We start from the raw sequence: 24,412 nt of genomic DNA on the forward strand, positions 1-24,412 counted from the left end.
CCTGATAAAAAAGGTGGGCATGGGGCATGGGGCAAACCCCTTCGGGTAGAAAAAAGGAACAAGGAGGGATCTTCCCTTCCCCCTTCCCCCTTCCCTATTAGATTAAGGGCTGGGGTACAAGTTTATCAATCAAGCAGCTGCACTCAAAACTGCGTTGTCGGTTAATTTGCCGTCTTCCATTTTGACGATGCGATCGGCAACGTCTAAAATTCGATTGTCGTGGGTGACGAGTAGAATTGTGCAACCTTGTTCTTTGGCTAATGTCTGCATTAGGTTGACTACATCTCGACCAGATTTGCTATCTAAGGCTGCGGTTGGTTCGTCGGCTAAAACGATTTTAGGACGGTTCACTAAGGCACGAGCGATCGCCACTCTTTGTTTCTGTCCACCTGACAAATCATCGGGATAATAGTTAAGACGATGCCCTAAACCAACGTGTTCTAACATTTGGGCAGAACGCTCTTGCATGTCTTTTAATGATAAATGCTTGTGTAGTTCTAACCCCATTTTTACGTTTTGTAAAGCAGTTAAACTGTTATGTAAATTGTGTGCTTGAAAAATATAACCATTGTTGCGTCGTGCTATGGTTAATTCTTCTGCACTCGCACCACAAAGTTCTCTTTCTAAGACTTTCAAACTACCAGATTGAGCAGAACGCAGTCCACCAATCAAAGTCAATAACGTGGTTTTACCAGAACCAGAAGGCCCGGTCATAATGACAATTTCACCAGAATTGATTTCTAGGTTAATGTCAAATAAAACTTGTTTTTTTAATTGGCCCTGACCAAAATAATGGTTGAGATTATTGATACAAATTACTGGTTTATTATTCATAAAATTCCCCTTTACAATGTGCTATTTAGTAATGCCCAATGCCCAAATTTCAAAACATATCAGCAGGGTCAGCAGATTGCAGCTTGCGAGTGGCGATCGCTCCCGAAATTCCACACATAATAATCGTTAAAATTAAAACGAGTGTTGCTCTTGAGGCTGTCATTAAAATAGGTAGCGCAGTGGCTTTTGCTGCTAAATTATAAAGTCCAATTGGTAAAATAAAACCAGGAATAAAACCAAAAAGCGCCAAAATAATTGCTTCTTCAAACACTACCGCCAGCAGGTATTGATTCCGGTATCCCATTGCTTTAAAAGTTGCATATTCTTTGAGGTGAGTGTTGACATCAGTTGAAAGTACCTGATAAACAATGACAACACCCACTACAAATGCCATCGCTGTTCCTAATCCAAAAATGAATCCAATGGGGCTTTCTTTCTGCCAGTAGCTCTGCTCAAATTCAATGTATTCTTGTTTAGTAAGTACTCTGACATCATTGGGCAGATGAGAATCTAAGGCAGTAGCAACTTGTTTGGGTTCGTAACCTGGTTGGAGGGTAATTAATCCCAAGTTGATGCTAGCAGCTTCTCGTCGAGGAAAGAAATGTAAGAAAGTTTGGTCGCTACCAATCAAAATTCCATCCGCACCAAAGGATGCTCCCAATGTAAATAATCCACTTATAGTAACGGTACGGCGCTCAATTTCGGTGCTAACAATTTTTCCTTGTTCAACTTGAGCAATGGCATCTTTATAACTTCCTCTAGAATTGCGATCGAATAATACACGATCTGGCAATTTGATTTTGTTTAATTGCTGATTGACTTCTGGTAAATTTAAAGCTGGTTGTTCCGGCTCAAATCCAATCACTTGCATAGATGTATCTTTGCGAGTTTCGGGATGCTTCCAAGTAATAGTATTGGAATAAAACGCTTGTGCTGATTTAACTCCCGAAATATCCTTGGCTTGATACAAACGTCGCCGTGAAAACGTGCCTAAATTTTGTGTGTTCCGCGCTTGGGGACTAACTAATACAATATCTGCGTTGAGAGTGCGGCTCAGTTTGGTGTTGCTATCATACAATGCACTTTGAAAACCAAGTTGCATAAACATCAAGACATCAGCAAAGGCAATGCCTGATAATGCTACTAAAAGGCGGCCTTTTTCTTTACTTAGTTGCAGCCATCCAAGGGGTGTTCGGCGTTGGAGTTGATGTATAAATCCAATCATAATAATTCGTAATGGGCTAATGCCCCGCTCCGCTAACGTAATTCGTAATTAAGATAGATTTTGGGAGTTGCTGAATCGGAGTCTGGATTTTCTCTTTTTTTAAGGAACCGCAGAGAACACAGAGAGAAGAGAGAAATGCTTAACTCAACTGTATTGGATAAAAAATATTATTTTTCAATTTCTGCTGTAATTTGTAAATTGGTAAACTTAGCAGCTTTTTGACTTGATGCCGCATCTAAAGCCACATGCACCTCAATGACTCTGCCATCAATATTAGTACTAGGGTCGGTATTAACAATGGTTTGGCGTTTCACCTGAGAACCAATACGTTCAACTTTTCCCAGCAATTCCCCAGGAATCGAATCGCTAGTTACTCGCACCTTTTGTCCAATTTTTACGTCACTAATGTCGCTTTGATAAACCTCGGCAACTGCATACATGCGTTGAGTTTGCCCAATTTCCACAATCCCATCATTACCAACGACTTCTCCGGCGCGGGTATGAATTTCTAGAATTTCACCATTAATGGGCGATCGCACTGAGGCTTGATTCAGTTCCGCCTCGGCTTGTTTCATGGCTGCAATGGCGCGATCGATTTCTACTTGGTTTTGTTTTACATCCACTGGGCGCACCTCTGCAATCCGGTCTAGATTGGCTTTGGCTTGATTGAGTTGCGCTGGACTGGTGGATTGAATCCGCGCTAATACTGCTTTGGCTTCTTGCAAATTCTTTTGGGCAGTTTCTAGACTTAACTGTCTGGTATCTCTATCGGCTGCGGAAATTGCACCCTCTTGATACAACGATTGATAGCGGTTGTATTGTGTCTGTGCATTTGTCAATTCTGATGTTAACCGAGCCACTGTTGCCACTTGAGCATCAATGTCTCCTTGTCGTTGTGCTTCTAAACGGTCAATTTCGGCACGTTGAGCGTTGATTTCTCCGGTTTTAGCTCCAGCTTTGGTAATCGCAAGTTTCCCTTGGGCAACTTTTACATCTTCCTGCGCTTGCTGATATGCTGCTAAAAGACGATCGCGGTTATCTAAAATTGCAATTATTTGCCCTGCCTTGACGCGATCGCCTTCCTTAACTAACAATTTTTCTACTCGATTACCGTTATTAGCTGTAGGTGCTGATAAGTTAATTGTTTCTCCTTGAGGTTCCAATCGCCCTAATGCTGTTACTGTGGTGATTTCCGGTGAAGCGATGGCTGGATTGGGATTTTGTACCTGTTGCCGTGATGGCGATCGCGACAGTACGTAAGCAGAAGTTCCACCCACAATAATTAACGCAGCAGCAATTCCAAACCATTGACGAGATTTTGCAGAGGTGACGCTACCCGGTAAGTTTTGCAGCATGAGTAAGCTCCTAGTTAGATTTGATAGCTAGACAAAACCGTTTCGTTTCGTGTACATTCTCAAGCTAAACGAAACTGTTTCGTCTTGTCAAGTGTATGCTGGAAATATATGTGAATCAGTTTGCTAGTTTATTTATAAAATCAAGATATGAGCAAATCTAAGAGTATTGAGCGGGATTTATCTCCCGAAAAAACTGAAATGATTCTGGATGGGGCAATGCAAGAGTTTTTAGAAAACGGCTATGCAGCTGCCAGAATAGATAAAATTGCACTAGCGGCGGGTGTTTCCAAAGCAACTATATACAGGCGTTATCCCGATAAAGAAAGCTTGTTTACAGCATTAATGCAGCAATTAGCTTGCAAAAAAGAACTTTTTAATTCAGCACAAATCCAATCTGCCCAAGGCGATCCGGCTTCTTTGCTGAGATCCTTTGCCAATAGGATGTTGGAGCATATTGCAGACGATCCGCAAGCTTTGACATTTTTTAGGATTATTATTGGTGAGTCGGGAAGATTTCCAGAATTAGCGCGAGCATTTGTCAAGAATATTGAAAAACCGATGCTAGAATCTCTTACGCAATACCTAGCTTCTTACCCAGAACTAGGGCTTCCCGATGCTGAAGTTACAGCGCGGGCTTTTGTTGGCACACTCGTTCATTTTGTGCTTTTGCGAGATATTATGCAAAGTGGCGATATCGTGCCGATGGAACGCGATCGCCTGTTGGATAATTTGGTTAAATTAATTATTAGATGAGGATCAGAAGTCAGAAGTCAGAATTCAGAATTCAGAATTCAGAATTCAGAATTTAGAAGACTTTGATACGAAACCGATATTCCCAGCAGCCCCTTCTACTGGCTTAAATGAGTAATTTAATTATGTAGACAACATGCCTGGATTTTGGAATCCGTAATGTCTTCAAACATAATTGTCCTACTCCCTGCTTTGCCTAAGTTCCTATTCCTGAATTCTAAATTCTGATTCCTAAATTCTAAATTCTGATTCCTGAATTCTGAATTCTGAATTCTGATTCCTGAATTCTGAATTCTGATTCCTGAATTCTGAATTCTGAATTCTTTCAACTTGCTTTGGAGCTTGGATTTCAGTAAATAACTGCATTGCTTGATGAAAATTGCTTTGACTTTCATCAGGCTTTGCCATTGTTTGATAAGTTAAACCCAATTGAAAATAAGCTTCTGCTAAGTCACATTTTGCGCCGATTTTTTCCAAAAGTTCGATTGCTTCTATATGATTAGCCAAAGCTAAATCAAAATTAGCTTGGTGTCGATGGATTTCGGCTAAATTATTGAGTGTTTTGGCTTTTACTTGCATATAGTGGCTTTCTTCAGCAAAAGTCAAAGCTTGGTTTAACATTTGATTGGCTCGATGAAATTCTCCTAAGTTGACGTAGGTTTGTCCCAAAATTTGGATGAAATAAGCAAATCTGCCAGTTTGTTCTACTGGTTTTGGGTTTGTGAGATTTTCATAAACTACATCTGCTAATTGATAGGAAGCTTCACGCAAACCTAAATAAGAATATACCAAAGCTAAACACACCGAAGCTTTTTCTGCCCAGCGATGATGCTTGGTATTTTGGGCTAGGTAAATTACTTGTTGAAATAACTTTGTTGCTGCTTCTAATTCCCACAAATCTATTTGATAAAGGCCAATACTTAACAAAGAATCTACCTCCAGCATCCTGAGATAGTAAACTGTGTGTTTATTTTCGATTTGAGGCACTAGTGATTTGAGTGCTTGGGTTGCCAGAGTAATGGTCTTTTCTTGACAGGCGATCGCTTGACTAATTTTACCTGTTATCCAGTAGAAATCGCCTAATATATTGTAAAGTTCGCTGAGATTTTGGTGATTTTCCAAATTGTTAACAACTTGATTGATGGCCGTCAGTATAGGTTGAATTAAACCCATGCGATACAGGGTACTACCAAGAGGTAAAAACTGTTGCCATTGATTATTTCGGCTTTTGAGAATTATTTTACCTGCCAATTCAAATTCTTGAATTTCGATGTAGTGATAATATGCTTCTAAAGCTTGTAGAGCATCTTTAAAACTTTCAATTTTTTTAACGCTAGTAGTCCAAAATTCAGCAGCTTTGTGATTAACAATTTCCCATTCATCACTGGGGCGTAAACGGGCGATGGCTTCTTGGCGAATCACTGGATGCAGCCAATATTTACCTTTATCACACTCTATTAAAGACCGATTTCTTAAGGAAGTAATAATTTGACGATGTTGCTCTGGTGGAACATCCCAAAGTAAACAAAATAAACCTGGAGATGGAATACTGGGTATATCTTGATAGCGATAACAGCCCAAACGACAAAGCAAGTGATAAGCTTGGGGATCGAGATTTTGTAAACGATTAATTTGACTAACTGCTAAATTTTTTAAATCGGTGGCGGCGAGGGGATCGGCGTGATTTTCTTGCCAATAAACAGCCATATCGCTATCAAAATCCTCTTGAATTGAACCACAGAGAATTCCCATTGCTTTGGCGTTTCCGCAATAGGTACGATGCATGATTTCTAAAGTTGGCGAGTCGCTGACTAATCCACGGCTGCTAAAAAATTGTTGCCATGTGCTTTTATCCAAACCAGGAAGCCTGTAGTGATTTACATTTAGCCCAGGTTCGCAAAAGCGATCGCGGCTAGTAATTAGAGTTACAGATTGCACCCTAGCATCCGCCAAAACCCGCAATAACTCTACATAGTTACGGTGGGAAGCAATCAAGCCTCCTTGTCGATCTAATGCAGGTTCGAGATTGTCAATTAACACCCCAATCCGCCGATTATGAAGTTGGCGCTTGAGTCGTGTTAAAGTTACCCCAAATTCTACCCCAGGTTCTTCAGCAAAATCTTGTTTGAGCCATTCCTCCACAACTCGTTCGGCGGGAGTGATGTTTTGCGTTTCCTTAGCCATCAGCAATTCTAAAACCAACTCAAAATTCTGAGTTTGGAGATATTGCTGCGCCAGAGTAGTTTTGCCTAAACCGCCTTCACCTTGAATGACAATAACTTTAGCGCCTTGATTTACCAAAGTATTCAGGTGAGCGATCGCTTCTGTTCGTCCAATAAAATTGCTATTCTCTATTTTTGGGGCGGTATGTGGCACTCTAGTACTCTGCAAACCCGAAAATGGTGGGTGAGGGCTGGGTAAAGGGAAAGGGGTAAAGGGTAAGGGATTTAAAACCTTTTCCCTTTCCCCTTTACCCTTTCCCCCGCTCAGTTCATTTGGCGGACTACTAGAGCAATCAATTAAATTGGATATTGTATTACTTTTTCTCAGAACCCGTTCTAAAGCAGCACGACAATTACTTTTAGTAATTTTCTGGCACAGTACCAAAGATAGCAACTTCCATAACTTAGAACCAGCATCCTTAGCATGTCCTTCCGTACAACCGTAAGAACGAGCGATATCCAAGTATTTCCTACCCAACCAAACTTGCCCAAGAATTACTTTTTGCAAATCACTCAACTGTTCCCCGGTTTGAGCAGGAACTATGGTGTCTAACCATGCTAATGCTGCTTGGGCGTCCATTTGTAACAACTAGGATAGTTCAGACTTTGTATAGACAACTATAAATCACTCTACAGTTATGCTTTTCAAATTTCGGATAAGATTTGGTAAATCCGACTTTTTTTCCGACTTGCTACTCCCTACTCCCTTGGTAAATCAAAAACACGCTAAATAAACTCACAACTGCACTGATGATAAACGTGATGGTGTACCCTGTTTGTTGAGCAATAATTCCACTGAGAACTGTGGCAGCAATGCCACCTAAAAACATGACTGAAACTTGAATAGTATAATCAGTTGCCGCAGTTGAGCGATCGCTTTTATCCATCATGGCACTAAGCAAGGCTGTATAGGCCATACTTTGAGTACCGCTCACTAGAATGCACACCACATACAGCACGGGCAAACTGGCAATACCCATTGCTGGTATGATGTACAACAGCGTGGTCAAGGCTGCTACAATTCCAAACAAAATTAAAGAATACCTCCGTCCCAAGCGTGTAATCATCAATCCAGCAACCAAGGCTAGAACAATGCGGGCACTGTAACTAACTATACCCAATAACCAACCAATATCTGATAAAGACAAACCTCTATCCACCAAAAGTGGACGAATCATGGTAGTCGTTATACTTTCCCCCGCCATATACAAGAGAACAACGAAAAGCCACGGCAGTATTTTTGGGCGGGAGAAAAAGCTAACAAATGTTTGGAAATAAGATTTATTCAATTTTGACTTGGCGATCGCTTGTTCTTGATGAAGCAAAGTTGGTATTAAATTGAGCAGCATCAAAACCGACATTGCAATTAAACTATACCGCCATCCCACTTTTTCCAAGAGAATTAGCGCCCCACCACCACCAATAATTGCTCCGAAAAAATTTCCCCCTGCTTGAATTGCATTACCTAATCCTCGTTCTTGAGGTTCCAGTAAATTTATTGCCAATGCATCGGTGGCAATATCTTGGCTAGCAGAAAACAAACAAGCCAAAAACATGCAAATAAGCAAAGCAATCAAGTTATTTTGAATATCAATAAAAGCACTGAATAATATAATTGCTACTAATAACAATTGAAAACAAATAATCCAACCGCGATAATGTCCTAAATTACCTATACGATAACGGTCAATTAATGGCGACCAAAGAAACTTTAACCCCGAAGGAAGAATTAAAAAACCCAAAAATCCAATGACATCAAGCGACATATTTTGTTGTCGCATAAAAACAGGTAATGCCTGAAGAAAAAATGTTGTCGGTATAAACTGAGAGGTATAAAGACTAGCTAGCAAAATCAGTTTATCAAGCATAGCTTACTAAAGAAAGGCAGAGGGCAGAAAGCAGAAGGTAGAATACTGGAAGTATGAATTCAGAAGAATACAGAATACAGAATGGGCTTGACGCTGCGCTATACGCCAGTCGTACAAAATCCCCAAGCTGAATTCTGACTTCTGACTCCTGAATTCTGTTTGATAACTGTTACAGACTGGTACGAAATTGCACACCATAAGTTACCGGATCGCCAAATCCTGCTGTCACATTTGGTGGTGGGAAAAAGAATCCAGAGGTAATATAGCGAGTATCAAACAAGTTATTTGCATATAAATAAATGCCGTAATTAGGCCCTTCGTAACCAATACGAGCATTTACCAATGCAAAGGGGTCTTGCCTAATTTCATTAGCATCATCAAAATAATTTGTACCGTAGCCGCGTAATTCTAAACGAGCAAAAATGCCACCAGAACTACGATATTGAACTGCTAAATTGTAGGTAAATTCTGGTGAGAGGGGAACGCGATTGTCACTAAAATTTACATCAGTAAATGGATTTCTATAATTTTGGAATCTACTGTCTACATAGCCAACCGAGCTAATTAAATCTAGTCCTTTCACAGGAGTGGCTTTCAGCTCAAATTCTACTCCGCTAATGTTGACATCAGCATTGGCGACGTTGCGGAAAAACCCGAAGTCATCAGTTAGTAAAACTTGATAACCATCGACATTGGTATGAAATACTGACAAATTTGCTGTCAATCGATTGTCTAGCCAGGAAGATTTTAAACCGACTTCGTAAGTCCAAGACTTTTCCTCTCCATAGCGGCGTGTGTCTTCTGTGTCGGCGCGGTAGTTGAATCCGCTTGGTCGATAACCTTTAGAGATTGTGCCATAGGCCATTAAATTTGGGTTGAATTGATACTGCAATCCAAATCGAGGAATCCATTCATCGCTTTTGAGACCGGCTCCCCGCAGTTCGGGACTGCTAGGAAGCACTGCGCCATTGGGAATTTCAAAGACGCGCTGGCGGTCTAGGGAGATATTAGAAGCTTCATAGCGCAAACCGGCAAATAGGGTCAATGGTTCAATTAGTTTGTAATCTACCTGTCCAAAAATCGCGTAGGTATTACGAAATTGTTCTGCAATCACGCGATCGCGTCCTGGAGAAGATAAGCCAAAAGCTGCGGCTCCGGTTTCTGTGTATTCTAACGTATCATTGATGGCATTAAATTCACGAGATTCATAGTATCCACCTAAAAGCCACCGTAAGCGGTTAGCAGTTTCTGGGGACTGAAACCGGATTTCCTGCGACCAGACTGTGGAATTAATATCGATAATCTGCCGCAAAAAGTCCCGTCGAGGGACGTTATCTCCTAAAAAGTTATCTTGATTAGTAAAGCGCCGTGCTGTAATTGAAGTAAGTTGGAAACCTGCACCGTCATAGTTAACTTTTAGAGCTTGGGTATCGCTGCTGACTCGCGCATAACCATCTACTGTTTGTTCGCTTTTAAAGGGATCTTCACTGTTGCGGGGAACAAAGCTAGGATTACCGCTATCGGTGTAATTGGCGTAGGTATTAAAGGATACTTTTAATTCTGGTGTTGGTGTCCACAGGACTTGGCCTCGTCCGACTAGTTGCGATCGCTCTCCAACTGTGCGATCGAGAAACACATTATCTACTAAACCATCTCGTCCACTGTAGACTCCAGCAAAGCGAAACCCAAGTTTGTCAGGAATCACCGCATTGCTAAGCGATAGTTGCACTTCTCGGCTATTATAGTTGCCATAACCAGCTGCAAATAGCATTTCCGGGGAATTGGTCGGCTGACGAGAAATGACATTCACCACCCCACTGGGACTGCTTCTACCATAAAGGGTACTTTGTGGCCCTCGTAGTACTTCTACTCTTTGTAAATCAATCAAACCCAAGTCCAAAAAGCCGCCGTAATCAAAAGGCACATCATCGATATAAAAGGCGACGCTATCTTGACTGGCGAGAAAGTTAAAGTTGCTTAAACCCCGCAGACTGTAGTAGTTAAATTCCGCAGCGCCAGAAGATGTGGGAAAAAAACTAAAGTTGGGTGTGTTGTTGGCGATATCACTGAAAGAATTAATTTGAGCGTCTTCGAGTTCTTGCTGAGGAATTACTGTCAGACTCAGTGGTGTATTCTGTGCGTCTTCTGTGCGTTTTTGCGCGGTTACCAACAGTTCAATATCTGGTTCATTAGGCTTTTGGCTATCAACTGATGCTTGAGTTTCAGGTGTTGTTGCTGTCACCCCTAAAACTAAACCTTCATCGCTGTCAAATAATTCAACTTTTGGGGTCTGAGTTGTTCCCACTACAGTAATTTGGATACTATTTGCATCTTGGTTGACCGCCAATACTTCCGTAATTCCCGCAACTGGCTTTTCTTGACGGAAGCTATTACCACTGGTTAAACGCAGTTGTGCATTGGGAATATTGACAACAAAGTTATTACCTTGAATTTGAGTTGTGATTTGCAACTTGTCAGATGCAGCTGTTTCTAAAATCACTTCCAACCCAGTAGCCGTTTGATTCAACTTTATCTCTGTTACTAGAACAGTAGACTGCTCTTGTTGAGCTAACCATTCCTTTACACTTGTATGAGGAAGTTGAATATCTGAAAGCTGGAGAATTTTACCATCTTCTTTTGTGGAAGCTAAAGCTTGTTGATTTATAAATATGACTAGTATGACAGCTAGTCCAAAATTGTCTAGTAAATACGGTTTCTTCATTCAATCCTCACACCTAAAAACGAACTCAAATTGTCAATAAAATTTGACAAAAATTCAAGCTATTAGAAGTAAATTGATTCCAGCGTTTATCTATTAGATTGTTTGGCTTTGTGGTTACAGTGTCAAATGACAAACTGTCAAACTTCCTCAATTGGGTTCTAACTTAAAAAACAGTTTTAGGGAACTCAAAATAAGAAATTGTTCCGGCTAGGGTCGTTGAGTGTCAACAGTTAATAGTGTTTTCAAGTTGCGTTTTGATAATAATTTTTATTAATTTACTTTTGATTAGTTTTTCTTATATTTAAAACCGATTGTTCGATGTACTTTAAAAACTCTGAATAAACAAGCCTTTAAGATTTATTTGACTTATTGTCAAACATCAAAAAATTTTTTTAATCAAATAAAAAGATATAAAATTAATCATCAATCAACATACTTAAAAAAATAAGTGTTAATTAGAACTGCTAATTGAATTTAGGTATCTATTAAACCTTAAATACTGTTTATATATTAATTAAGTATCTTTATTAAAAAGTATATTTTTTAACTTTGGATTTATTCAAGCAAAAAAAATAAATAGCAAAACCTTATATGTGTCATTTTATACGCATTGTTATTGACAGACTTTAGATTAACAATGCTCTAAAATCTGTATTAACTTAGGCTTTCTGTTTTGCAGAACTTATACTAATTTGGGATGAAAGGATTTTAAATTTTGGATTAAAAACCTTTTATAAGGGAACCTGGTTAAATTGTTGACTGTTCACAGTTAACAGTCTTCTATAGAATCTTTTTGTGCCGATTTCTTATTAGTTGAATATCTGAATAAAATCAAGCAAAATCTTAATGTTTGGTGGCTGCTAGTAATAAATTCAGATAGCTTGTTAGGACTGCACAAAAGAACCCGAACAATTTTTCTGAGAAATATCGATGATATATAACAGTGAAATCACAACGTTGGCAGATTTACCGCGCGTGCAAGCACGTCTATTTCCAGACACTAAAGCATTGATATTTAAGGATAAATCACTTACTTATTCACAATTAGAGCAAAGAAGTAATCAGGTTGCAAATTCATTATTAACCCAAGGGATTCAACCAGGTGCGCGAGTAGCGATATTAGCGAAGGATTCACTGAAGACTTATGAAATTTTATTTGCTTGTTGCAAAATCAAAGCTGTTTTTGTACCAATTAATTGGCGTTTAGCTGCTGGGGAAATCAGCTATATTCTCAGGGATGCTAATGTGGAAATTCTGTTTATTGGGGCGGAATTTTATCAGTTAGTGGCAGCGATTAGAAATGAGATTGATGGTGTGAAAACCATTATTACCTTAGAAGAAATTGACGGCGATTGTCTGAGTTATGATATTTGGTCTGAGGAACATAGTGATGAGCCAGTAAATATCGCTGTTGCAGCCAATGATGTAGCGGTACAAATGTATACTAGCGGCACTACAGGAAGACCCAAAGGTGTGCAATTAGGACATTATAGTTTTTTTGCGATCGCCAAAGAATTTGCTCAACGAAATCAAACTTGGATCAATTGGAACGCCAGTGATAAAAGTTTGCTGACTTTATCTTTATTTCATATCGGTAGTTTATGGTGGGCGATTCGTGGTTTAGTAGCCGGAGCCGAAAATATTGTCTTAGATAATTTTATCGGTGATGAGGTTCTGCAAGCAATTGAAAAGTACCGCATTACTAAGACATTTATGGTTCCAGCCATGATTCAAGTTTTGTTGAACGAGCCATTATGCCAAAAAACAGATTTTTCATCACTAGAATACGTTATTTATGGCGGTTCCCCCATAGCTGAATCATCACTGAAAAATGCGATCGCCACATTTAATTGTAATTTTGTGCAAATATATGGAATGACCGAAACTGGCAATTGTGCCGTCTCTTTACTTGCACTAGACCATACATCTGCAAATAAAAATATCCTCAAAGCTGCGGGTAAACCCTTTCCTGGGGTATCCATAGCCATCATTAACAGTGGAGGTAAAGAACTATCTTGCTTTGAAGTGGGTGAAGTTTGTATCAAATCTCCTGCAAATATGATTGGTTATTGGAAATTACCAGAAGCTACAGCAAAAACCTTGGTGGATGGCTGGATTCATACTGGTGACGCTGGTTATGTTGATGAAGAAGGTTACATTTACATTTGCGATCGCTTTAAAGACATGATTCTTTATGGTGGCGAAAATGTCTATCCAGCAGAAATTGAAAATATTTTATACGAACATCCAGCCATCAGAGAGGTAGCGGTAATTGGTGTTCCAGATGAAGATTTTGGAGAAGCAATTAAAGCGATCGTGGTTTTAAAAACGGGCATGAAAGCAAGCGCATTAGATATTATTAATTTTGTTCGGGGTAAAATTGCTGATTTTAAGTTACCAAGAAGCGTTGAGTTTACTGAATCTTTGCCCAGAACCCCTAGTGGTAAGTTGCAAAAGGCTAAGATTCGGGAGAAATATTGGCAAGGTTATGAACGTCGTGTGAATTAAAGGGAGTATCCCCAATGTTTAGGTTTATTTTTAAACGCAAAGGAGCGCAGAGTAGAGGAAGAAATGAGAAATGAGAAATGAAAAATTCTAAAGTTCCGCTTTGGAAACCGCTAACTGTACGCAACTTTTTACTTTTGTATATTGGGGAGACTGTTTCGCTTTTAGGTGACCAGTTTTATATCGTTGCATTGCCTTGGTTAACAATACAGTTAACTAATTCTGGGATTGTGTTGGGTACTGTGTTAATGAGTGCAGCAATTCCCCGTGCTGTCTTGATGCTGGTTGGTGGTGTGGTGAGCGATCGCTTTTCACCACGATTAGTGATGTTTGTTGCTAATGCTTTGCGTGGTTTACTAGTTGTTTTATTTGCAACAATTGTTGCGCTGAAAATGACTCAACTATGGCATATTTATTTTTTTGCTGCTAGCTTCGGGATATTTGATGGCTTTTTTATACCTGCATCTAAATCAATTATCCCCAGTCTGGTATCAAAGGAACAGTTAATCGCAAGTAATACTTTAAGCCAAGGAACTTCCCAACTGATTTTGCTAATTGGGCCGGCTTTGGGTGGTTTGCTGATTGCAACTGCGGGTATTGAAGTAGCATTTGTCATTGATGGGGTAACTTTTGCCATCACAACTATCACGCTTTTGCTGATGAAGGGAACAACAGTATTGCATGGAAAATTAAATCAAAATTCTGCTTCTACTAAAAAAACTATGAATTTGATTGCTGGTATGCGTGAGGGATTTGATTACGCATGGCGCAATCAGCCTTTGAGAATCTTTTTGCTGGTGATGGTAATTCTCAATTTTCTATTTATTGGGCCATTACAAGTTGGGATGACTTCACTAGCTCATAATCGTTTCCCTGGTGGTGCAGTGGCTTTAGGAATATTGCAATCAGCTTGGGGTGGTGGTGGGTTAATTGGAACACTCACACCTCAATTTGTCAAAAATCTTCCCAACATCGGAGTTTTATTGTTAACTATTGCCGGTGTTCAAGGCTTTGGTTTATTTTTACTTGGCTTTATTGGCAATATAGCACTAGCTAGTATAACAATTGCCGTGCTGGGATTTTGCAGTTGTATTTTTACTGTGGTGGGAATTACTTGGATTCAGAAACAAACTCAACCGGAAATGTTAGGAAGAGTGATGAGTTTGGGAATGTTTTCTGCTTTTGGTGTTGCTCCTATTTCTTTTGCTTTGGCTGGTATTTTAGTTAATTTAAATCTGACAATTATGTTTACTGTTGCGGGTAGCATTATGTTGATTACAAGTCTTTGTTTGGCAGCAAATTCATCAGTACGTAAGATTAGTTAATGATAGAAGTCGGGTTTTATTGATTAACTTTATCGTGAAGACGGGGAATAGGGAACAGGAAATTTACCTGGTGGTTCATCGCATTAGTTATGAGGGTTTTAAGAAACAAACCGCAAAGTACGCAAAGTACGCAAAGAAAGAGGAAAAAGTAAAGAAGATAATAAATGTTGACGCCGACCTACTTGTAGCGAGTGAGAAAACTATGAAAGTTCAATATCAAGACAATCAGCGAATGGGAGTTGTTGTTTATGACTTTAATCATAAAACTGCTTCAGATGAAGATATTGAGGATGTGAAACAACTGATATATGAATACAAAATTGTGGTAATCAAGGAGCAAGATTTATCACCTGATGAATATTGTGATTTTGGGTATCGTCTTGGGGAGGTAGAAAAATACTATCAACCAATGTATCACCATCCCGAAAGGGAAGAGATTTTTGTTTCCTCCAATGTTGCTGAAAATGGTCAGCAAGTTGGAGTTCCTAAGACTGGTAAATTTTGGCACGCTGATTATGCGTTTATGCTAAGACCATTTGCATTTTCAATGGTATATCCTCAAATCATTCCTAGTAAGGAGCGTGGTACTTACTTTATTAATATGTCTAAAGTATACCAAAGTTTACCAGATGATCTGAAAGCGATCGCCAATCAGTCGAGTTGTTATCACAGTGTCAGACGTTTTTTTAAAATTCGTCCTCAAGATGTTTATCGTCCGATTTCGGAAATATTGGATGAGATTGAACGAGTCACTCCTCCTGTAAAGCATCCAACAACCTTTATTCATCCTATTACAGGAGAAACTATCCTCTACGTTACCGAAGGGTTTACCTATCGCATAGATGATTTAGAGGGAAAACCGCGAGATATAAATATTCTCCAAAAATTGTTAACTCATTCCGGTCAGTTAGACACAACTTTTCAATATCCATTCATCGAACATCATGAATTTGAATTAGGAGATGTGCGGATTTGGGATAATCGCTCTCTAGTTCATTGCGCTCACTATGCTGCAAATTCCGAACCAGCCGTCACATTTCGATTAACCGTACACGATAGCTATCCATTTTATCAAATATAGTTATAACTTACGCAAAAACTCTCTTAAACTCTCATTTCTTTGCGCTCTTTGCGTCCTTTGTGGTTCTTAACTCTTTCTTCTCACCTCTAACTCTCTGCGACTCTGCGACTCTGCGTGATTTAAATCCACATCCTCAATCACCACCAAAATACCATGTTAAAATTTCCAGATTCTAGTCAACAAAGCATCAAACAAAATAGTATCCACCTCAATAATGATGATATCTTACTAACAAAAGTCCTCAAACCTTATAAAGCTAATTGTCAATATCTGAAATCTGCTGAAGTGATTAAAGAGGGTGATCCTCAGCATGGGGGACGTGTAATCGGACGATGTGAGTTTTCGATTTCAGAATCATGTTATATCGATGACACTGGTCATTTTAATTCGGTGGAGTTCAATATTTGCTATAACCAAATGATGTATTATGTCATAGCTAAATCCGTGAAAGAAAGACTGATGACATCATTTCAGTCGTGGACTATGGCAGATTATTGGAATAAACAGTTACCAGATATTTATATTGTAAATTTTGAAAGTTCTTTTCGCCGTGCTATGCGGTCTTCTCAGTTTTGGGGTGAAATCGAGTTTACTAATATTCGCAGTAGGTCGGGGATGATGTATATAGTTACTAAATGTCGTTATTGGGATGATAAAGGTGGTAATTGCAGTGGGAGTGTGAAGTTGGTGATTGTGAATTCTGCGGGGTAGATTTTTTCACGCGGAGGCGCGGAGGCGCAGAGAAGAAGAGGAAAAGAGGGAGTTTATTTGCTGGCATAGTATGTCTAAAATTGCATTTTTTACAACTTATATTCAAGAGGAAATAGCTCAGGTAATTGGGATAGAGACATCTGATTTGGATGTGGAAATGTCTTTAAATTATTTGGGTTTGGATTCATTAATTGCTGTCAAACTGAGAAATAAGTTTAGAAAAGAGTTGGAAGTAGATGTTCCAGCAGTAAAGTTTTTAGAGGATACTAATGTTGCAAGTTTGGCAATATTAGTCGATGAATTGAGTGCAAATGCTGAATCAACAATAGATGATGATGAGTGGTTGGAAGGAGAATTATGAATTTAGTTGAGTTTCTCACACAACTCTCGCAACAGAATATAGAATTGTGGGTTGAAGATGATAAACTGCGTTATCGCGGTCGCAAAGAAGGATTAACTTCCACTGTTTTAAATCAAATTAAGCAGCATAAAACAGAAATTATCGATTTGCTGCGCCAAGGGTTTCGTACTTCTAAATCCTATCCTCTGACTTATGGTCAGCAAGGGTTATGGTTTTTGTATAAACTTGCACCCACAAGTGCAGCTTATAATGTGGCTTTTACGGCTCGTATCTGCTCTCATTTAAATATTCCGGCTTTACAACGAGCGTTTCAACAGTTAGTAAATCGTCATCCAACTCTCCGCACAACATTTGCACAAAAGGATGGCGAACCTTTTCAAGAGGTTCATGAATACCAAGAAGTTGATTTTGAAAATATTGATGCTTCAGCTAAAAATGAAGATGAGTTGGTAAGCCAAGTCATAGCAGCATATCAGCGTCCCTTTGATTTGGAAAAAGGTAATTTATTGCGGGTAAATTTATTTACTTGTTCTGAAGAAAATTATGTCATATTGCTAACCATACATCACATTGTGATTGATGGTTTTTCCTTGGGAATTATTTTTGATGAGTTGCGATCGCTCTATGAAGCGGAAAATATAGGTAGAGTTATATCGTTACCTGCTATTAAATACCAATATCAAGACTTTGTACAGTGGCAGAGAAATATTCTAGCAAGTTCTGTGGGGGATGAATTATGGAATTACTGGCGCGAACAATTAGCGGGTGAGTTACCTGTATTAAAATTACCCACAGACCGACCGCGACCACCAATTCAAAGCTATCGGGGAGCTTCCCATACTTTTGAAATAAATCAAGAGTTGACTTTTCAGCTACGAGAAATGGCGAAAGCTCAAGGCGCAACCCTTTACATGACTTTGTTAACAGCCTTTCAAGTGTTGCTTTACCGCTTGTCAGGTCAGGAAGATATTATTGTGGGTGCGCCTATTGAGGGGAGAAGTCAGCCGCAATTTGCCGAAACTGTGGGTTTTTTCGTGAATATGCTGGCTTTGCGGGTGAATTTGGCTGGTAATCCGACATTTTCTCAGCTTTTAACTCAAGTACGCCAAACTGTATTAGATGCGATCGCTCATCAAGATTATCCCTCTACTTTACTAATTGAGCGATTGCAACTCAACCGCGATCCGAGTCTTCCTGGTCTGTTTCGCGTTTCTTTTAATTTGTTGAAACTCAGTGAAATTGCTCAAGATTATGAATTATCTGTATCTGATAAAACTCAAATTCGAGAAGATTGGGGCGGGTTAACTCTCGAACCTTTTGTGATTCCCCAGCAGGAAGGACAGAATGATTTAGTGTTCGATATGATGGAGACGACTGAATCATTAATTGGTATTTTAAGATACAACACAGATTTATTTGATGCCACGACAATTAGCAGGATAGCGAGTCATTTTCAAACTTTACTCACAGGAATTATTGCTAATCCACAACAACAAATTGCTTCCTTACCTCTGCTAACGGAAGCTGAAGCAAATCATTTGTTGTGGAAGTGGAACAACAATCAAGTCGAGTATCCCCAAGATAGAGTTATTCATCAGTTGTTTGAGAACTGTGTGAAGCAGCAACCAAACGCGGTTGCTGTGGTATTTCCAAATGTAGAGACGTTTCATGAAACGTCTCTACAATTAACGTATCAACAATTAAACAACAAAGCGAACCAACTAGCACGCTACCTGCGTTCTTTGGGTATAGGTGAAAATAAACTGGTGGGAATTTGTGTGGAACGTTCCCTAGAAATGATTGTTGCATTATTGGGCGTTCTCAAAGCAGGAGGAGCTTATCTACCTTTAGATCCTGCGTATCCCCAAGAACGCTTGAATTTTATGCTGGGTGATTCCCAAGTATCGATATTGCTGACGCAACAAAAATTAGTAGCAAGTTTACCAATAGAGGATTTAACTGTAGTTTGTTTAGATCGAGATTGGCAAGATATTTCCCAGGAAAGTGAAGAAAATTTAGTCATTAATACTACTGCTAAAAATTTAGCATACGTGATTTACACATCTGGTTCTACAGGTAAATCTAAAGGAGTGGCCATCGCTCATCGTAGTTTAGTCAGTGCGTTTTATGCTTGGGAAAAAGCTTATGAACTCCAGTCTCTGACTAGTCATTTGCAAATGGCGAGTTTTGCTTTTGATGTGTTTTCAGGGGATGTAATTCGCGCTCTTTGTAGTGGTGCTAAGTTGGTTTTATGTCCCCGTGAGTGGCTGTTGGAACCGGATAAATTGTATAAACTAATGCTTGTGGAGAGAATTGATAGCGCGGAGTTTGTTCCACCTGTGTTGAGAAACTTGGTGGAGTATTTGCAAAGAACTCAGCAAAATCTCCACTTTATGAAATTGTTGGTAGTCGGTTCCGATAGTTTGTATGTGCAAGAATATCAAGAATTTCAGCGTTTTTGTGGCGAACAGACACGTTTAATTAATTCCTATGGGGTAACGGAAGCTTGTATTGATAGCACATATTTTGAATTGGGGATGGGGAAATTAGGAAGTGGGTTGGTTCCTATTGGTCGTCCATTTGCGAACACACAAGTTTATATTTTAGATCGATATTTACAATTAGTTCCCATTGGGGTTGCGGGTGAATTATATATTGGTGGTGCTGGTTTAGCTCAAGGTTATTTAAATCGTCCTGATTTAACTAAAGAGAAATTTATCTCCTATTCTCCCCACAACTTTATTTTGTACAAAACCGGAGATTTAGCGCGCTATCTTCCTGATGGTAATATTGAATTACTCGGTCGAATTGACGATCAAGTGAAGATTCGGGGTTTTAGAATTGAACTAGGGGAAATTGAAGCTGTTTTGAGTAGTCATCCGCAAGTACAAGCAGCAGTGGTGATGCTTCAAGAACTGCAAACCGAAAATAAATCTATAGTTGCATATATTGTTTCTGGACAACAATCATTAACAACTAGTGAATTGCGTAACTTTCTCAAACAGAAGTTACCTGATTATATGATTCCCAGTGCGATCGCCATTTTGGAAACTTTACCTTTAACCCCCAATGGTAAAGTAGATCGGCGTGCTTTACCAATTCCAGATATGGAACAGCATCGGGAAATAGATTTTGTTCCACCGCGCACACCAACGGAAGAAGCGATCGCTAATATTATCGCTGCTGTTTTGAAACTCACACAAGTAGGCATTCACGATAACTTTTTTGAATTGGGGGGACATTCCCTACTGGCGACTCAAGTAATTGCGCGATTACAACAAACCTTAAATATTGAGTTACCGCTACGTTCTTTGTTAGCATCTCCCACGGTGGCTGGATTGAGTGCAGCAGCGACATCTTCGACAAAGACAGAATCTTCAGTTAATTTACCAACAATTGTCCCCAATCCACAACAGTTATATCAACCTTTTCCCCTCACCGACATTCAACAAGCTTATTGGTTAGGACGCAATGAAGCTTTTGAATTAGGGAATATTGCTGCTCATGGTTATTTAGAATTAGATTGCGATCGCCTAGATTTAACAAGATTAAATCTAGCTTGGCAACAACTTATTTTGCGTCATGATATGCTGCGTGCTGTTATTTTACCAGATGGTCAACAGCAAATTCTCTCAACAGTACCGGCTTATGAAATCGAAGTTTTAGATTTGCAAGATTTAGAGGTGATGCGTGAGCAAATGTCCCATGAAGTTTTACCTGCGGAACAATGGCCTTTATTTAGAATTCGAGCTACACCTATAGATGAACAGCGTACCAGACTCCACCTCAGTTTTGATGCGTTGATTGCTGATGCTTGGAGTGTGTTTTTGCTGATGCGGGAGTGGTTACATCTATATAATAATTCTGAATTTGTCTTACCATCCTTACAACTTTCCTTCCGCGATTATGTGCTGGGGGAAGCAACTTTAAAAAATACACCCCAATATCAACGTTCTCAAGAATATTGGTTTAACCGATTAGATAGCTTACCACCAGCACCAGAATTACCATTAGCAAAAAATCCCAATGGAGTTACTAATCCTCGGTTTCAACGTCGCAGTTCCCAACTTTCTCCAGAACAATGGCGCAAATTACAACATCGCGCACAACAATTTAACTTAACTCCTTCGGGAGTTTTGTTAACTGCTTTTGCAGAAATCCTCAGTCAATGGAGCAGAAATCCCAAGTTTACCATTAATCTCACATTATTTAAGCGTTTACCTTTACATCCCCAAGTCAATGAAATTGTGGGAGACTTCACATCTTTGACACTTTTAGAAGTTGATTACTCAATTCCTCAAAGTTTTAGCAACCACGCTCAACAATTACAACAACAACTGTGGCAAGATTTAGATAACGGTTATATCAGTGGTTTGCAAGTACAGCGAGAACTTAGCCGTCAACGTCAAAGTTACCAATTTATGCCGGTGGTATTTACTAGTACTCTAGGTTTAGAATCACTCGGTCAGGATACATCAATATTAAGTCAGTTAGGGGAGATTGTTTACAGTATCAGTCAAACCCCTCAAGTTTGGTTAGATAATCAAATCAGAGAGCAAAACGGAACTTTAATATTTAATTGGGATGCGGTGGAAGAACTTTTCCCCCCAGGTTTGCTAGATCAAATGTTTGCTGCTTACTGCGATTTGCTTCAACGATTAATTACCTCAGATACAATTTGGAGCGAAATTCAGGGAGAATTAAGACAACCCACAATTGCAAATTATCCCACCGCAGACATTTGTGAGGAAACTTTGCACAGTTTGTTTATCAAGCAAGTGCAAATTCAAGCTGATTTTCCAGCAGTTATTACTCCAGAGCGTACCTTAACTTACCGGGAATTATACCAACGCGCTGTACAATTAGCATCTCAACTGCGAGAATTGGGAGCAAGTAGCGACAATGCGATAGCGCGGAGCGCTGTGCCAGAGGCAATCGCTATTATCATGGAAAAAGGTTGGGAGCAAGTTGTCGCTGTACTAGGAATTTTAATCGCCGGTGCGCCTTATCTTCCCATCGATTCCGAATTACCAGCAGAACGACAATGGTATTTACTCACCCAAGGACAAGTTAAATTAATTGTCACTCAACCTCATCTTCACCTATCTTTGCCATCAGGTGTTGAACAAGTATGTGTGGAAAGTCAATTCACACAAGATGAGAAAGATATCAAACTAGTCCAAAATCCCGATGATTTAGCTTATATTATCTACACTTCCGGTTCCACGGGTTTACCCAAAGGCGTAATGATTAATCATCGGGGTGCGGTAAATACCATTTTGGATATTAATCGACGTTTTGGGGTTAGATCGAGCGATCGCATTTTAGCTTTATCCGCATTAAACTTCGACCTTTCAGTTTACGACATCTTCGGTATGTTAGCGGCGGGAGGAACCATAGTTATTCCCTCAGCAGATAAAATCAAAGATCCCGCACACTGGTTAGAGTTAATCGGATCTCAGCAAATTACCCTGTGGAATTCAGTTCCTGCTTTGATGCAAATGTTGGTAGAATATCTTGCTAACCAACCACAACAACCATCATCTTTGCGTTTAGCTTTGTTGAGTGGAGATTGGCTACCTCTGAATTTACCAAATCAAATTCAAAAATTGTGGACAAATATCCAAGTCGTGAGTTTAGGAGGAGCAACAGAAGCTTCCATTTGGTCAATTTACTATCCAATTACTCAAGTTGATTCTACCTGGAAAAGTATTCCCTACGGCAAACCACTCGATAATCAAAAAGTATATGTATTAAATCACAATTTGCAGCAAACTCCTGTTTGGGTGACGGGACAACTATATATTGGCGGAGTCGGTTTAGCAAAAGGTTACTGGAAAGACGAACAAAAAACAAACGCCAGCTTTATTACTCATCCAGTTACCAAAGAAAAATTGTATAAAACAGGCGACTTGGGACGTTATTTACCCGACGGAAATATAGAATTTTTAGGAAGAGAAGATTTTCAAGTCAAAATCAACGGTTATAGAATTGAACTCGGTGAAATCGAAGCCATATTAAAACAGCATCCCACTGTTAAAGAAGCAGTAGTTACCACAGTAGAACAAACATCACAATTAGTTGCTTATATTATTAGCGATACACCAACTCCTAATTTAGCAGAAGCTTACCAACCAACTCAACAACCAGGAGTATTAACCGACGTTGGAGAACGCATCGAATTTAAACTCCAACAACCAGGAATCCGCAAATTAGAATCATCACCAACTACTATTCACTTACCCAAATCTGAACTTGAGCCAACAGCTTATCTCCAACGCCAAAGTTACAGACAATTTCTCAGCCAAAAAATATCCTTAGAACAATTTAGTAAATTTCTCAACTGTCTCCAGCAAATGCAATTTGGTGATTATCCCCTCCCCAAATATCGCTATCCTTCTGCTGGAAGCCTTTATCCCGTACAAACTTACTTATTCATCAAACCCAACTCCATCGAAACCCTTACCGGCGGGATATATTATTATCATCCCAGCCACCACAACTTAATCTTACTCCACAACACCAACGAAATAGATAGCAGCATTTACCGTGAGAATCAAGTACTTTTTCAACAATCCGCTTTTGCGATATATTTGATTGGGAAACTAAGTGCGATCGCACCGATGTATGGAGAACTCGCTAGAGACTTCTGTCTTTTAGAAGCAGGACACATCGGACAACTACTCATGAACAGCGCACCAACCCAAGAAATTGGTCTTTGTCCCCTTGGCTATTTAGAATTTCCCCAAATACAAGACTTATTTCAACTAGAAACCAATGAAATTCTCCTTTATAACTTTGTTGGTGGCAAAATAGATCTAACAGATTCTCAGCAATGGTCAATACTTAAAACTACCAAATCAAACTCTACCCAACTTCGAGAATATCTACAGCAGAAACTTCCCCAATACATGATACCTGCTGAATATATTTTCATTGACACCTTACCCCTAACCCCCAACGGAAAAATAGATAAAAAAGCCTTACCAACCCCCAATCTCGCAACAGCCAAATCAGCAACCTTAGTACCTCCGCAAACCGAAACCGAAAAAACAATCGCCGAATTCATCCAAAAACTCCTGCAAATCGAAACAGTAGGAATACAGCAAAACTTCTTTGAATTAGGAATAGACTCACTCAAACTCGTGCAGTTGAAAAATCACTTACAAAATCAACTCCAAATCAACATTCCCATGCGTCAACTATTAATCGAAACCACAAACATTCAACAACTAGCATTAGCCATCGACGAACAATTAATTATCGCAAAAATCACACAAAAACCCCTATCCACAGAACAAGACGACGATAAAGAAATCATCCAAATTTGAATGTATTAAGTAGTTTAACGTCAAATGTCATTACGACCGGAACGCAGTGAAGTGAAGTAATTCCCAAGACTCTATTTTACGTTTTTCAATGTCGATCTACTTATTTGTGTGTATTGATGTTT

At 39.4% G+C, this 24,412-nt stretch carries 13 protein-coding genes; 7 read left to right on the top strand and 6 right to left on the bottom strand.

The features are described from left to right. Nucleotides 1-129: 129 nt before the first annotated feature. The 3 genes from GNE10_RS05320 to GNE10_RS05330 form a co-directional block, all read right to left on the bottom strand. Nucleotides 130-834 (bottom strand): DevA family ABC transporter ATP-binding protein, encoded by a 705-nt coding sequence (locus GNE10_RS05320; protein WP_185563980.1) that lies wholly within the window; start codon nt 832-834, stop codon nt 130-132. 49 nt (nt 835-883) lie between these two features. Continuing rightward, complete coding sequence (gene devC / locus GNE10_RS05325; protein ID WP_185563981.1) at nt 884-2,059, bottom strand: ABC transporter permease DevC; 1,176 nt, start codon at nt 2,057-2,059, stop codon at nt 884-886. A 167-nt stretch (nt 2,060-2,226) separates the two neighbouring features. Beyond that, nucleotides 2,227-3,414 (bottom strand): ABC exporter membrane fusion protein, encoded by a 1,188-nt coding sequence (locus GNE10_RS05330; protein ID WP_185563982.1) that lies wholly within the window; start codon nt 3,412-3,414, stop codon nt 2,227-2,229. 147 nt (nt 3,415-3,561) lie between these two features. Here GNE10_RS05330 and GNE10_RS05335 point away from each other — a divergent pair, with 147 nt between their 5' ends. Further along, complete coding sequence (locus GNE10_RS05335; RefSeq protein WP_185563983.1) at nt 3,562-4,167, top strand: TetR/AcrR family transcriptional regulator; 606 nt, start codon at nt 3,562-3,564, stop codon at nt 4,165-4,167. Between the two features lie 228 nt (nt 4,168-4,395). On the opposite strand, the gene GNE10_RS05340 is transcribed toward GNE10_RS05335, so the two are convergent. The 3 genes from GNE10_RS05340 to GNE10_RS05350 form a co-directional block, all read right to left on the bottom strand. Beyond that, the gene (locus GNE10_RS05340) at nt 4,396-6,966 is read right to left on the bottom strand and encodes a tetratricopeptide repeat protein (RefSeq protein ID WP_185563984.1); all 2,571 of its coding nucleotides are present in this window, start codon (nt 6,964-6,966) and stop codon (nt 4,396-4,398) included. Nucleotides 6,967-7,078: 112 nt separating this feature from the next. After that, nucleotides 7,079-8,254 carry an MFS transporter gene (locus GNE10_RS05345; protein WP_185563985.1) on the bottom strand — a complete coding sequence of 392 codons (1,176 nt, stop codon included), beginning with the start codon at nt 8,252-8,254 and terminating at the stop codon, nt 7,079-7,081. A 169-nt stretch (nt 8,255-8,423) separates the two neighbouring features. Beyond that, nucleotides 8,424-10,976, bottom strand: a complete 2,553-nt coding sequence (locus tag GNE10_RS05350; protein WP_185563986.1) for a TonB-dependent receptor domain-containing protein — start codon at nt 10,974-10,976, stop codon at nt 8,424-8,426. Between the two features lie 930 nt (nt 10,977-11,906). Here GNE10_RS05350 and GNE10_RS05355 point away from each other — a divergent pair. From GNE10_RS05355 to GNE10_RS05380, 6 genes are all read left to right on the top strand, one after another. Then, nucleotides 11,907-13,484 (top strand): long-chain-fatty-acid--CoA ligase, encoded by a 1,578-nt coding sequence (locus GNE10_RS05355; protein ID WP_185563987.1) that lies wholly within the window; start codon nt 11,907-11,909, stop codon nt 13,482-13,484. A 77-nt stretch (nt 13,485-13,561) separates the two neighbouring features. Further along, the gene (locus GNE10_RS05360; RefSeq protein WP_185563988.1) at nt 13,562-14,806 is read left to right on the top strand and encodes an MFS transporter; all 1,245 of its coding nucleotides are present in this window, start codon (nt 13,562-13,564) and stop codon (nt 14,804-14,806) included. A gap of 202 nt (nt 14,807-15,008) precedes the next feature. After that, complete coding sequence (locus tag GNE10_RS05365; RefSeq protein ID WP_185563989.1) at nt 15,009-15,887, top strand: TauD/TfdA family dioxygenase; 879 nt, start codon at nt 15,009-15,011, stop codon at nt 15,885-15,887. A 153-nt stretch (nt 15,888-16,040) separates the two neighbouring features. After that, nucleotides 16,041-16,598: an FcoT family thioesterase gene (locus GNE10_RS05370; RefSeq protein ID WP_185563990.1), complete on the top strand. Its 558-nt coding sequence runs from the start codon at nt 16,041-16,043 to the stop codon at nt 16,596-16,598. Nucleotides 16,599-16,668: 70 nt separating this feature from the next. Further along, complete coding sequence (locus tag GNE10_RS05375; RefSeq protein ID WP_185563991.1) at nt 16,669-16,959, top strand: acyl carrier protein; 291 nt, start codon at nt 16,669-16,671, stop codon at nt 16,957-16,959. Continuing rightward, nucleotides 16,956-24,290 carry a non-ribosomal peptide synthetase gene (locus tag GNE10_RS05380; protein WP_185563992.1) on the top strand — a complete coding sequence of 2,445 codons (7,335 nt, stop codon included), beginning with the start codon at nt 16,956-16,958 and terminating at the stop codon, nt 24,288-24,290. Before GNE10_RS05375 ends, GNE10_RS05380 begins: the two co-directional genes overlap by 4 nt. Nucleotides 24,291-24,412 lie beyond the last annotated feature (122 nt).

The sequence above is a fragment of the Nostoc sp. 2RC genome, from assembly GCF_014222165.1.
GTDB classification, from domain to species: Bacteria; Cyanobacteriota; Cyanobacteriia; order Cyanobacteriales; family Nostocaceae; genus Nostoc; species Nostoc linckia.

Coding starts and splice junctions, on each gene's coding strand:
- GNE10_RS05360 (WP_185563988.1), top strand. CDS start 13,562: ATGAAAAATTCTAAAGTTCCGCTTTGGAAACCGCTAACTGTACGCAAC.
- GNE10_RS05340 (WP_185563984.1), bottom strand. CDS start 6,966: ATGGACGCCCAAGCAGCATTAGCATGGTTAGACACCATAGTTCCTGCT.
- GNE10_RS05380 (WP_185563992.1), top strand. CDS start 16,956: ATGAATTTAGTTGAGTTTCTCACACAACTCTCGCAACAGAATATAGAA.
- GNE10_RS05345 (WP_185563985.1), bottom strand. CDS start 8,254: ATGCTTGATAAACTGATTTTGCTAGCTAGTCTTTATACCTCTCAGTTT.
- GNE10_RS05350 (WP_185563986.1), bottom strand. CDS start 10,976: ATGAAGAAACCGTATTTACTAGACAATTTTGGACTAGCTGTCATACTA.
- GNE10_RS05375 (WP_185563991.1), top strand. CDS start 16,669: ATGTCTAAAATTGCATTTTTTACAACTTATATTCAAGAGGAAATAGCT.
- GNE10_RS05355 (WP_185563987.1), top strand. CDS start 11,907: ATGATATATAACAGTGAAATCACAACGTTGGCAGATTTACCGCGCGTG.
- GNE10_RS05370 (WP_185563990.1), top strand. CDS start 16,041: ATGTTAAAATTTCCAGATTCTAGTCAACAAAGCATCAAACAAAATAGT.
- devC (WP_185563981.1), bottom strand. CDS start 2,059: ATGATTGGATTTATACATCAACTCCAACGCCGAACACCCCTTGGATGG.
- GNE10_RS05365 (WP_185563989.1), top strand. CDS start 15,009: ATGAAAGTTCAATATCAAGACAATCAGCGAATGGGAGTTGTTGTTTAT.
- GNE10_RS05320 (WP_185563980.1), bottom strand. CDS start 834: ATGAATAATAAACCAGTAATTTGTATCAATAATCTCAACCATTATTTT.
- GNE10_RS05330 (WP_185563982.1), bottom strand. CDS start 3,414: ATGCTGCAAAACTTACCGGGTAGCGTCACCTCTGCAAAATCTCGTCAA.
- GNE10_RS05335 (WP_185563983.1), top strand. CDS start 3,562: ATGAGCAAATCTAAGAGTATTGAGCGGGATTTATCTCCCGAAAAAACT.